Source organism: Actinocrinis sp. (assembly GCF_035938995.1).
Taxonomy (GTDB): Bacteria; Actinomycetota; Actinomycetes; order Streptomycetales; family Catenulisporaceae; genus DASZGI01.
This window is the reverse complement of the sequence record NZ_DASZGI010000411.1, coordinates 1-12,084: the sequence shown is the minus strand read 5'-3', so window position 1 is coordinate 12,084 and position 12,084 is coordinate 1. Positions and strand designations below refer to the sequence as shown.

Sequence of the window (12,084 nt, the reverse complement as noted above, 5' to 3'; positions counted from 1 at the left end):
GGTGCTCTCCTCGATGGTCGTCTCGCTCTCGAGCTTCTATCCCGACGCGCTCGACGTCGACAACAAGGACCAGATCGACGTCACGGTCGCTCGCCTCATGGCCAAGCTTCGAACCATCGCGGCCTTCGCCTTCAAGAAGTCCATCGGGCAGCCCTTCGTCTACCCGAAGAACTCGCTCTCGTACTGCGCCAACTTCCTCAACATGATGTTCTCCGTCCCCGCCGAGCCCTACGAGATCGACGACGACGTGGTGAAGGTCCTGAACCTCCTCCTCATCCTGCACGCCGACCACGAGCAGAACTGCTCCACCTCCACGGTGCGCATGGTCGGCTCGGCCGAGGCGAACCTGTTCGCCAGCGTGTCCGCCGGGATCAACGCCCTGTTCGGCCCGCTGCACGGCGGCGCCAACTCGGCTGTGCTGGGCATGCTGGAGGAGATCCACGCCTCCGGCGACGACGTGAACACGTTCGTGGCCAAGGTCAAGGACCGCGCGCACGGTGTGCGGCTGATGGGCTTCGGCCACCGGGTCTATAAGAACTACGACCCGCGCGCGAAGATCGTCAAGCAGACCGCGGACGTCATCATCGACAAGCTCGCCCCGAACGACCCGCTGCTCGGGATCGCGAAGACGCTGGAGGAGACGGCGCTGTCGGACGAGTACTTCATCGAGCGCAAGCTCTACCCGAACGTCGACTTCTACACCGGTCTGATCTACCGGGCGATGGGCTTCCCGACCCAGTTCTTCACCGTCCTGTTCGCGATCGGGCGGCTGCCCGGCTGGATCGCCCACTACCGGGAGATGATCAACGACCCGGCGACGAAGATCGGCCGCCCGCGGCAGGTCTACACCGGGCCGACGCAGCGCACTTTCCTCTCCATGGACGAGCGCTAACGCGCCGGTGTGAGGCGCGGGCTGACCGCGTGCGCCGCGTGGCGGACGGACGGCGGTCCGCGCGCGGCGCACACCGGCGCAGCCGCTGCACACCCGTTTGCCCGCTGCGCACCGGTTTGCATATTAGAACCATGGGCATTTCTGCCGCATGCCTACGGTATCGCCGAGGCCGAGCCAGGGGGACGGGGAACAGCCACCGGTCTTGCGAGTGTCGTTTCACGGAGAGACCGTGCAGGTTTCCGACCCCCGGGTGCCCGACGCTCGGCCGCTCGTGTTCAGCAGAGCGGAGTGGGCCGCTTTCGAGGAGGGAGTACGGCTTGGCGAGTTCGATGTGACCGATCGTGCACCTTTACCCGGCGATGACCCGCCCCCGCCTTGACGTAGACGAGCCCTGATTGGACACTGAGCTGCGGAGTAATGGCCGTGTGACGCGCCGTACCGGGGAGAGGGCGGCACGACCTGGGGGTTTGAACGATGACCGCGAAGCATTCTGATATGTACGGGAAGGGCGAGCCGTCCTGGCGCCGCAGCTCGCGGTGCCCAGACGGGCACTGCGTCGAGGTGAGCGTCCAGGCGGACGTGGTGTTGTTGCGCGACTCCAAGTGCCCCGAGCGCCGCGCGATCCCCCTCGCATTTGCCGAATGGTCGGTGTTCATGGAGCGGATGCGTAACGCTGTATGGGGCGACTCGTTTGACTTGGCGACACCGACCGGTCCTGGATTGTGACGAATGGTCGGGATCGCCCGGGCCGGAACTTTTCATCCGACTTCCAGAGGGAATCATCTGACGATGGGGCGGTTGTGACCGAACTACTGGCGATCCTGGGGCGCCGCGGCCGCGGCCGCTCGGCATCCCGGGTCGAGCGAGGGGAAGCGCACGAGGTGACAAGCGGATTCAGAAGAAGGATCTGGCCGCTGGCCTTGACGTTGGGCCTGGCCTCCACGACCTTGGGCGCTCTCGTCTCGGCAGCTGTCCCCGGGCGGGCGTTTCTGGCAGTGTGGACGGTGGTGACGTTCGTCGCCGCGATCGGCGCCGCGTGGGAGGCGGAACGGCTCCATGAGGCCGCCCTACGGGTCTTGGTCCTCGTCCGCCGCACGCGTTGACGATTTGGCGATCGCCTTCCTTATCCTGACCACCGCCCCCACGGTGGCCGTCGACCCGGCGGACAGCCCCAGCGTCCACTTGAACACGGCCGATCTGGCGATGACGGCCATGTGAACGTGTCCAGTGATAAGTGCTGCAATCACGCACGCCGCCGTGAGCAGCAGCACGACGAACACGAAGACCCACGGCATGAGTTTCAGCGCGTTCTGGGTTCGCGTCTCCTCATCAGTCACATGCTTGAACGTCTCGAGCAGATGGGACCACCACGAGTCGGGCCCTTTGCGCTCCGCGGGCGGGCTAGACACAATCACCCCGGGATCGGGCGTCGAGGACCGCGTCGACCAGCGCGACGGCGTCGGCACCGAACAGTGCCCTGCCGCGAATCTGCGCGTAGTACTCGCCGTACTCGTCGTTCAAGATCGTCTCGTCCTTCGTCGTCCGGGAAACGTGCGGGAATTCCAAGTACAGCGAGGTCTGCCCGTCCGGCAGCTCTATCAGGTCGAATCCGATCAGCATCGCAGGGTACGTTGACGCCGCGAAGGGAACTATGCCGAGGCGTATTCGCTGGTCCTGTGCCGCCAGCTCGAGCACTCGACGCAGTTGGCCGTCGTGCACCGCAGCGCCCCCCACCTGGTTGTGCAGCGCCGCCTGGCCGAGGATGATCTCGGTGCGCGGAGAGTCCTCGTGTTCGAAGAGGACGCGCCGCTCGAGGCGCAGCGCGACCCGGCGACGTAACTCGTGCACCCCCACCGAGGCGAGTATCTCCCGGGCGTACTCCTCAGTCTGTATCAGACCATGGATGATGTTCGGCTGGAAGCCGCGGATCTCCGTGGCAGACCGTTCGTAGCTGAGGAAGTGCCCAAAGTCCGGTCCGACCAGATCGCGATACCGGTGCCACCACGGAGCCCGACCGGCCCGCGCTGCCTCGTCGAGCAGGTTCTGGGTCTCCTCGGGCCCGAGCGCGTAGAGCGCGGCGAGCTTCGTGACGTCCCCGGGAGAGACGGGCGTCGCGCCGGTCTCAATGCGGTTGAGCTTCTTGGCCGACCACTCCAGCTGTCGGCCGACCTGCTCCTGGGTAAGGTCCGCTTCCTCGCGTGCGCGACGCAGTCTCGTGCGGAGACGATGTCCGAATACGACCGGGTCAGTGTTCGCGACCACGGCGTCCCTCCCTGCAGTTAAAGCAAATCCGCGACGCCTTAACGGCGCTCGTGCGTACGGATCGGCAGCCTAACAGAGCTGACGGGACTGGACGTGTCTGGTGCGCTGTACCTTCCTCTGTCTGGTTCTACTGCGGTGAATCCAAAGGCACAGCGGGCCATGCCGGGAAATGGCATGGCCCGCCGTGTGTGTGCGGTTAGCCGAAGAACGACCTCAGGTACGCGGCCGTGGGCGAGCCCACCCCGGTCGCGTCGTCGAAGCCTTCCGTGGCGTGCTGGAGGTCACCCTTGCCCATCGTGCGGATGGCCGGGTTCGCCTCGCCGTTGCGCACGACCGCGAGCGTCACGTTCGGGCCGAGCGGGGTGTCGGTGACGTCCTTGAAGACGCCGAACATGCTGCGGAAGTAGATCTCCGGGTTGGCGAAGCCGATCGGCCACCCGTGCTGCGCCTGCTGGGCGTCGGCCTGGATGCCCACGAAGGTCGGGCAGGACAGGCTGGTGCCGCCGATCCGCAGCTCCGCGTAGGCGGTGGTGACGTTGTCGGGCAGCAGCTGGGTGTACCCCTCGAGGAAGCCGGTAGACGGGTCGCCGTACGCGGCGACGTCCGGGTTGACCCGCATCGGGCTGGTGGACGCGCCGGAGAGCAGGTGCTCGGACAGCGACGTGGGTACCGTGAACTTCTGGTACCAGGGCTGCGCGAAGTCCTGGCTGGTGCCGCCACCGCCGCCGTACAGCCAGGCGCCGGGCAGGCCGGACCAGGCCGAGCGGTCCGTGGTCAGCCCGGTGCTGTCGGTCTGCCAGCTGGTCTCCCACTCGTAGTTGTTGTGCTTGCCGATCGCGATGCTGGTGCCGCCGACCGAGGTCACCCACGGGTCGGCGGTCGGGTACTCGGTCTGCGCGAAGGGTGAGCCCTCCGCCGCACCGCACGCGGTCGCCGGGTCGTCGGCGCCGCAGTCGCCGGAGGAGAAGTAGAACCCGATGCCCTCGACCGCGCCCTGCTCGAAGACCTGCTCGTAGGCGGCGATCAGCGCCGGGTCCATGTTCACGATGTTGCCGTTGGCGTCGAGGAAGTGCATCAGCTCGCCCCACGAGTTGGACACCATGTCCGCCAGGTGGTGGTCGACGATCAGCGCCAGCGAGTCGAGCAGCCCGCCGTTGGGCGCGAAGCCGCCGCCGGCGGTGTCGAAGCAGGAGTTCGCGCCGACGTAGAGCACGTTCGCGTTCGGGGCCATGCCGTGCACGGACTCGACGTCGAGCGCCTCCTCGCCGGACCAGTCGCCGCACAGCGACTGCTCGGTCCACAGCGACGGGGTGACGATCTCCTGGTACTGGCCGGGCTTGAACGGCTGGTCGCCGTGCCGGGTCGCGTACTCGTTGGCGTCGGAAAGCATCGTCGGCAGGCCGTAGGCGTCGACGACCGCGACCGTGACGCCCTTACCGGTCAGGCCGGAGGTCGTGACACCGTACGCGCCGCGCACCTGCTTCGGCGTGTAGCCGCAGACCGCCCACGGTACGTTCCCGCCGTAGGCCGACGGCAGGTCGTTGGCGACCAGCTGGCCCTGGTAGTCGTCCGAGCAAGGCAGCGCCGTCAGGTACGGCACGCCGCCCTTGCTGCTCTGCATCTCGGGACCGTCGGCCGCGGCCGGGACGTTCGTCGGCTTGGCGTCGAAGCTCTCGTCCGACAGCCCGTCCACGCCGAGGACCGCCGACGCGACGCCGGCCGGCACCTTGGCGGGCGAGGCGGGCGCGCGCTTGGTGCCGCCGTGCACGCCGTACTGGTGGAACGAGGTGCTGAAGGCCGCGCTCGCCTGGGCGACCGTCCCGTGCACCGCGACGTAGTGCTCGGTGACGGCGGTGACCTTGAGCCCGGCCCCGGCCAGCCACGTCTTCACGGCCGCGAGCTGCGCCGGGGTGGCGCCGTAGCGGGCCTGGACCTGAGCCGGGGTCAGATAGTGGCGGTACGCGGCGCTGTTCGGATCGGAGACCGCCTGCGAGTAGGCGGCGAGTCCGGCCGGGTCGCGCCCGGCGAGGTACACGCGCAGGTCGACCTGCGAGGCCGCCGGGGTCGTGCCCCGGTCGGCGGACGAGGTCGCCCAAGCCGGTTTCGAGCCGCTCAGCGGCGTCGAGGCGGGCGACGCCTGCGCGGCGCCCGCGGTTCCCCCCAGGAACGCGGCGGTCAGGGGCAGCACGGCCGCCATGACCGTGGCCCTTCGCCAGCGGGGTGATGTGCGTGGAGAATGAGGGTGTTTCACCACTTGCGAGCCTCCCCTAACGGCCCGGGCACCGGTACGGGATGGTGCCCGGTGCGGCGGGCGGCTCCGGGCATGCCGGTGCCGCATGAGCATCTCTCCAAAATTCGGCCAAGCCAGAGCCACGCAATTGCAAAGGAATTCTCTCGCACGCCCGCCACGGGAGGCGGAGGGGACGCGCGGCGCTGCGGCTGCCGAGGTCGACGGGGTCGGATTAGGTGCGACGAGGGACGTCGGTTTGCGCCCGATCATGGCCCAGCGACGGTCCGAGCGCGCGCACGACGCGCAGGTCATCACCCCTAGGATGAGCAGTTCACCCGCTCAGCCGAAAACCTGACCGGAATGACCTGCGGATGATTCACGATCACCTGTTGACTGATGATCAGCGGCTGACCGGTGATCGGTGTTTGACGTGGATCAGCGCTTGACGCCGATTCCGCCGTAGATCCAGATCTTCTCGGACTCCTCAGGCACCGCGCCGTCCGGGCGCCACCACGGGAGCTGCACCAGGCCCGGCTCGACCAGGTCGAGGCCGTCGAAGAACTCGCCGATCTGCTGGTGGCTGCGCAGCACGAACGGGGCGGTGGCGTGGCTGTACCCCTTGACCGCGGAGAACGCCCGCTCCGGCTCGAAGTCGCCGGTGCCGTGGGAGACCACGAGGCATCCGCCGGACGGCAGGACCTGCCTCAGCCGCGCCACGACCTCGACCGGCTCGTCCACCGGCCGCAGGAAGTGCAGCACCGCGACCAGCAGCACCGCCACCGGCTGGGTGAAGTCGAGCACGCGGAGCACGTCGGGGTGCGTGAGGATGCTGTCGGCATCGCGCAGGTCCGCCTCGATGACAGCGGTGTGCCCCGGGTCGTGGTGGGCGAGCAGCGACTGGGTGTGGGAGAGCACGATCGGGTCGTTGTCGACGTAGATCACCCGGGCGTCCGGAGCGACCGCGCGGGCCACCTCGCCGGTGTTGCCCGGCCCGGGAATCCCGGTGCCGATGTCCAGGAACTGCCGGATCCCCCGCGCGGCCAGGAACCGCACCGCCCGGCCGAGGAAGGCCCGGTTGGCCAGCGCCATGTCGCGGCCCTCCGGCAGGACCGCGAGCACCTGCTCGGCGGCCTCTCGGTCCACCTGGTAGTTGTCCTTGCCACCGAGGTAGTAGTCGTACATGCGGGCCGGATGCGCGACGCGTGTGTCGACCCGGTCCACCTCCCAGCCGGAGACCAGCAGTTCCCTGGCGCCGCTGTCCGGCTCACCGGTGAGCCCGTGCAGGGCCGGTTCGTCGCGGGCAGGTCCCCCATGGTCCGGCATCGTCGCCTCCGCACGCCGCGTCGCGCGGCCGTCGAGGCCGGCGCATCCGAAGTTTTGTGCTTCGCAATGTACCCGGGTCCTGATGCGGTCTGTAGCTCCCGCGGCCCGGGAGTTCACCACTCCCAGCAGAAACCCACCACGGCCTGCGCGGCGCCGCCCTGCAGGAACCGGTGCGTCTCCAGCTCCGGGCCGAGCTCCACCGGCTCGCGCCGGGTGATCTGCCCGCCGGTGACGCCGTCCCACTCGGCCCACCAGACCGAGGTGGGCACCATCTCCGGGTGGAAGCGCACCCACAGCATGTACGAGTCGACCTTGCGCCGGAATCCGCGGCGCACCTCGGCGGGCGGCGGCTCGGGGTAGCTGAAGGTGGTGGTGTAGTTCAGCACGGCGGTGTCGCCGCGCAGCAGCGGACGCTCCAGCAGGATGTCGAGCGCGTAGTAGACGTTCCCGTCACTCGCCCGGATCTGGTAGAGGGGGCTGGGTATCCCGCCGTTCTGCACGTCCACGGTCAGCATCGCGGTGTCGGCCATGTACGGGATGCGGTCGAGCCCGTCGACCACGGCCTCGACGATCTGGTCGGTGCGGTGCACGGCGGGCAGCCCGTCCGGCCCCAGGTAGTGGTACTCGCGCATGTCGACCGTGCGATGCCGGGCTTCGGGCGCGTCGAAGATCGGCAGCTTGGTCTCCTCGGCGTCGCCGCGCACATAGCGGATGCTGGACGAGCCGGTGTAGAGAAACCGAAGCCGATCCGCGTCCTCGCGTTCGACGCCGAACGCCTCGATGAACCATTCGAGCACGGTGCTGGTCAGCGCGGTCTCCGGGCCGCCGCGGGCCAGCGCCCGCACCACCCGGCGGCGCAGCCGGTCGGGGTCCTGCGGCGGCTCGGCGGGCGCCCGGGCGGCCAGGTACTCGGCGATCACGTCGGCGATCGCCACGTGCGCGCCCGCGCCGGACACCAGCTTGGTCCGCCACCGCGCCCGGTACTTCCCGCTGCGGGTGAGCAGCTCGTACAGGAAGCCGCTGGCGGCGACGGCCTCCGGGGGCGGACGGCCGGTTCCGGCCCGGGCCAGGCGCTCGCGCTCCCGCTGGGGAGCCTGGGCCATGGTCGGCCGGCGGCGGCGCTCCTCGATCGCGTCGCGCACCCGGGCGAACTCCCGCCGCTCGGCCGGGCTGACCCCGAGCAGATCGATCAGTACGTCGAGCTTGTCCGGCGGCGGCAGGACCTTGCCGGAGAAGTAACCCCCGATGACTCCGTGCGCGTAGCCGGTCTTCTCGGCCAGGTAGCGGTAGGACAGGAGGGCGTCACGCTGCCGCCGCGCGTGCCTGCGGCGCAGGCGGCGCAGCGAGTCCCCGAGGTCCTCAAGGGATTCCACGGTGCGTAAGCCCAGTTCCTCCTGGGCCGCGGCGCCGGAGTCCAGTGAGTCCATCTCAACCCTGTCCTGTGAGGCTCACGCAGCGTCAGTGTAGCGGTTCGGCGCGTGATGCCGCTGGGACTCGTCGCACCTGTCCGGTCCATGCCACGCACCTGCCCGGCAGTCCGCCCTCTGCCCGTGCGCGCCCCTGTCCGACCGTGTCCGACGCTGTCCGACCCGGCCTTTACGACGGGCCCTTCTGTAGCCAGGATTCGGTGTCGTGGGGTGCGGCTGAGGGGGGCCTCGGGAAGGCCGCCCCCACACTATATGCGAACCCTGCGAGCAGGGGCAGCGGTCCGGCACCCGGCCGGAGTCGGACCGCACACCTGTCGCGGGGAGCGAACCGCACGACGACGGGGCTGAGAACGGCGAGTGAGCGATGACACAAGCCTCGGTTCGCGGGGCGCGCTCCCCCCGGTCCGACCGCGATGGTGGGGACGGCCGGACTGGTGCGGCGCAGGGCGCGCCCCGCGAACCGTGGAGGAGCGTGACCGTGGACTCGTTCCAAGCTCTGCTCATCGACGGCGACCCCGGGGGGCGTGCGGCCGTCCCCGGCCGGCTCGGCCCGTTCCTCGCCGAGCTGGGCTGGTCCCCCTCGTGGGAGATCGCCGCGGAGCCCCGTGAGGCCCGCGCGATCCTGGGCGGGCCCGACCGGTTCTTCCGGTTGATCGTGGTGGACCTGCTGGCGGGCGGACCGTCCGACGGCCTGGACTTGGTCGAGGAGGCGCGTGAATGCTTTCCGGACGCGTTCATTCTCGCGGTCGGGCCCGATTCCGCTCCCGGAGATCCCTGGCCAAAGTTGTTCGCCGACGCCCGGTTCCGCGGCGCCCACCGGGTGCTGCGGCGCCACGAGTTCGAGGCCGGCGCGGCGGGCGGCGGCCCCCGCGCGATAGCGGCCGCCGTGCACGACCATCTGCTGGAGGCCGGGGTTTTCGAGCCGATCGCCGCGGTATACGACGAGGACGACCCGCACGTCCTGGCGCTGGTGCACGAGGTCGGCGAGCCGGCTCTGGTCGGGCTGTACCTGCGGGTCCTGGAGAGCCGCGGCTGGACGTCGCGGCGGATGCGGATACGCTTCCTCGCCCCGGGTTCGGCCGGGGCCGCGGCGATCGTGGGCCGCAACGGGCCGTCCGGTACGGCGGTCTACGCGGTCGAGGCGGAGGTGCGCGGCGCCGGGCTGCCCGCCGAGGGGGTGCGAGTCCATCACGTTTTGACCGTGGACCGGGACCGGTCCGCGCTGTCCGATGAGGCCAAGCGCGGGGTCGCGGCGGCGACACTGCTGCGCGGTTCCCCGCTGGTGCGCCAGGAGCCGGGCTATCCGGTCGGGCCGGTCAGCGGGTGGTACGCGCTTGTGTCGCGGGTGCACGGCCAGCCCAGGACGCTGAGCCGGTGGCTGGCCGCGGGGCCGGAGGCGCCGCGGATCGAGGACCTGTTCGAGGGCCTGTTCACCGACGGGCTCGGCGGCCTGTACACCGACACCCTGGACCCGGGCGGCTCGGCGTCCGCGCTGTTCTGGATGCCGCCGCACATCCAGCGCCGCGTCGCCAGCGCCCTGGACGAACTCGGGCCGGTCCTCTCGCACCCACTCGGCTGCGCGCTCGACGACACGGCGCGGTACATCGAGCGGCTGCGGGCCTTCGTGCTCCAGGGCCGGCTCGGCGCGGGGCCGGACCTCTCCGCGCACTCCCCGCTGCCGTCGCAGCCGACCTTCCGGGTGCACGGGCACGGGAACCTGCTGGTCAACAACGTGCTGGTGTCCTACGACAGCCGCCACCCGCAGCCGACCGTGATCGACACGCGCAGGTTCGGGCCGGTGCACTGGGCGGCGGACCCGGCCCGGCTGGCGGTCGATCTGCTGCTGCGCTGCGTCGACGGCGGCACTCACTCGGCCTTCTTCACCGGCGTGCCGGTCTGGCGCACGCTGGCGCGGCGCATGGGGCTGCTCGAACCGCTCGACGAGGCGGTGTCCGAGGAGGCCGGCACGGTCGCGGCGCTGCGGGCGATCAGCTGGCTGACCCACAACCTGCGCGGGTACTGCCCGGCGATCGCGGGCGAGCGGGACTTCGCGACGCACCGCTGGGAGTGGCACGCCGCGCTGGCCGGAGAGCTGCTGCGCGGCGCGGCCGATCCGACGCTGCCGGCCCCGAAGCGGGCGCTCGGCGTGGTGGCCGCGTTCGACCAGCTGATCGCCGCCGAAAGCGCCCTGCTCGCCGAGTGATCGCCCGATCCGTACGCCGCTCAACCAAAGGGGCTGAGCCTTGGGATGTGCGGTCCGGGCGTTTTCAGTGCGGGTCCGGCTGCGGGTTGCGCCCCGGCCGGGCCAGGAAGTCGAAGTCGCAGCCCCGATCCGCCTGCGTGACGTGGTCCTGGTAGAGCGCGCCGTAGCCGCGTTCGAAACGGGGCTCGGGACGGCGCCAGGCGGCCCGGCGCCGGTCGAGCTCCGCATCATCCACCTCGAGTGTCAGCGTCCTGGCTTCCACGTCGAGGGAGATCCGGTCGCCGGTCCGTACCAGCGCGAGTGGTCCGCCGACGTGTGACTCCGGCGCGATGTGCAGAACACAGGTGCCGTAGCTGGTAGCGCTCATCCGGGCGTCGGACAGCCGTACCAGGTCGGTGACTCCGGCCTCCAGCAGGTACTTGGGAATCGGCAGCATCCCGTACTCCGGCATCCCGGGTCCGCCGATCGGACCGGCGCCACGCAGGACCAGCACCGTGTCGGGAGTGACACCGCACGCCGGGTCGTCGATCCTCTCCCACAACTCCCTATAGGAGTCGAAGACCACTGCTGGGCCGGTGTGCTTGAGCAGGCTCGGCTTTCGCGACGCGAGGTACTTGATCACGGCACCGTCCGGGGCGAGATTCCCGCGCAGCACCGCCAGACCACCCTCCTCATCGCACGGTTCTTCCACAGTCCGAATCACCCGGTGGTCGTGCACCCGGGCGCCGGTCACGTACGAGCCCAGCGTCCCGCCGCCGACTGTAGGCCGGTCGAGATGCAGCGCGCCCGGAACCACGGCCAACTGCGACAACAACGCCAAAAGCCCGCCGGCGTAATAGAAGTCCTCCATCAGGTACTCGCCGCCGGGCCGAAGGTTCGCCAGCACCGGCACGCGCCGGGAGATCGCGTCGAAGTCGGAGAGCCCGATCTCGACCCCGGCCCGCCCGGCCATCGCGATCAGGTGAATCAGAGCGTTGGTGGAGCCGCCGAGCGCGAACACGACCGCGGCCGCGTCTTCAAAAGCGGAGCGGGTCAAATACGAACGGATACCGCGCCCCGAGCGCACGAGCTCGACCGCACGCATCCCGGCGGCCGCGGCCATCCGGTGGTGTGCGGAGTCCACGGCAGGGATCGACGCCGAACCGGGCAGCACGACGCCCAGCACCTCCGCGACCGAGGTCATCGTCGAGGCCGTGCCCATGGTCATGCAGTGGCCGGGCGAGCGCACCAGCCCCTCGCCGACCGCAAGCAGTTCGCAGTCGGTGATCCGCCCGGCGCGGTGCTTGTCCCAGTACCCGAACAAGTCCGTGCCGCTACCGAGCACAGCGCCCTGATAGTTGCCGCGCAGCATCGGCCCAGCCGGCACGAACAGCGCAGGCAGATCCGCGCTGGCAGCACCCATCAACAGGGCGGGAGTGGTCTTGTCGCAGCCGCCCATGAGAACGGCGCCGTCAACCGGGTAGGAGCGCAGCAGTTCCTCAGTCTCCATCGACAACAAGTTGCGATAGAGCATCGGAGTCGGCTTCTGGAACGTCTCCGAGAGAGTCGAAACCGGGAACTCCAGAGGAAACCCCCCGGCCTGCCAGACGCCCCGCTTAACCTGCTCGGCGCGCTCACGCAGGTGCATGTGGCACGGATTGATGTCCGACCACGTGTTGACGATCGCGATGACCGGTTTGCCCAGGTGCTCCGAAGGCAGGTAGCCGAGCTGCCGCATCCGCGAGCGATGACTGAACGCGCGAAGATG

General features: G+C 69.8%; 9 protein-coding genes. 3 read left to right on the top strand and 6 right to left on the bottom strand.

The window, feature by feature from the left end; all coding sequences use genetic code 11:
* Together VGZ32_RS27965 and VGZ32_RS27960 are read left to right on the top strand one after the other, a co-directional pair.
* Positions 1 to 892 (top strand): citrate/2-methylcitrate synthase (locus VGZ32_RS27965; protein ID WP_326889229.1); only part of this gene is annotated, 892 nt, incomplete at its 5' end.
* Between the two features lie 474 nt (positions 893 to 1,366).
* Complete coding sequence (locus VGZ32_RS27960) at positions 1,367 to 1,618, top strand: DUF397 domain-containing protein (RefSeq protein WP_326889228.1); 252 nt, start codon at positions 1,367 to 1,369, stop codon at positions 1,616 to 1,618.
* Between the two features lie 341 nt (positions 1,619 to 1,959).
* Here the strand turns inward: VGZ32_RS27960 and VGZ32_RS27955 are convergent, their stop codons facing one another.
* The 5 genes from VGZ32_RS27955 to VGZ32_RS27935 all read right to left on the bottom strand — a co-directional run bounded on the left by VGZ32_RS27955 (position 1,960) and on the right by VGZ32_RS27935 (position 8,134).
* On the bottom strand, positions 1,960 to 2,229 hold the full coding sequence (locus tag VGZ32_RS27955; RefSeq protein WP_326889227.1) for a hypothetical protein: 270 nt from the start codon (positions 2,227 to 2,229) through the stop codon (positions 1,960 to 1,962).
* A 64-nt stretch (positions 2,230 to 2,293) separates the two neighbouring features.
* Complete coding sequence (locus tag VGZ32_RS27950) at positions 2,294 to 3,154, bottom strand: helix-turn-helix transcriptional regulator (protein WP_326889226.1); 861 nt, start codon at positions 3,152 to 3,154, stop codon at positions 2,294 to 2,296.
* 196 nt (positions 3,155 to 3,350) lie between these two features.
* Positions 3,351 to 5,351 carry a S53 family peptidase gene (locus tag VGZ32_RS27945; RefSeq protein ID WP_326889225.1) on the bottom strand — a complete coding sequence of 667 codons (2,001 nt, stop codon included), beginning with the start codon at positions 5,349 to 5,351 and terminating at the stop codon, positions 3,351 to 3,353.
* 468 nt (positions 5,352 to 5,819) lie between these two features.
* Positions 5,820 to 6,707 carry an SAM-dependent methyltransferase gene (locus VGZ32_RS27940; protein WP_326889224.1) on the bottom strand — a complete coding sequence of 296 codons (888 nt, stop codon included), beginning with the start codon at positions 6,705 to 6,707 and terminating at the stop codon, positions 5,820 to 5,822.
* Between the two features lie 113 nt (positions 6,708 to 6,820).
* Positions 6,821 to 8,134 carry a helix-turn-helix transcriptional regulator gene (locus tag VGZ32_RS27935; protein WP_326889223.1) on the bottom strand — a complete coding sequence of 438 codons (1,314 nt, stop codon included), beginning with the start codon at positions 8,132 to 8,134 and terminating at the stop codon, positions 6,821 to 6,823.
* Between the two features lie 478 nt (positions 8,135 to 8,612).
* Here VGZ32_RS27935 and VGZ32_RS27930 point away from each other — a divergent pair, with 478 nt between their 5' ends.
* Entirely contained in the window at positions 8,613 to 10,337 is a 1,725-nt protein-coding gene (locus VGZ32_RS27930; RefSeq protein ID WP_326889222.1) for a hypothetical protein, read from the top strand.
* Between the two features lie 64 nt (positions 10,338 to 10,401).
* Here VGZ32_RS27930 and VGZ32_RS27925 read toward each other — a convergent pair.
* A partial coding sequence (locus VGZ32_RS27925) for an IlvD/Edd family dehydratase (protein ID WP_326889221.1) occupies positions 10,402 to 12,084 on the bottom strand: 1,683 nt, incomplete at its 5' end.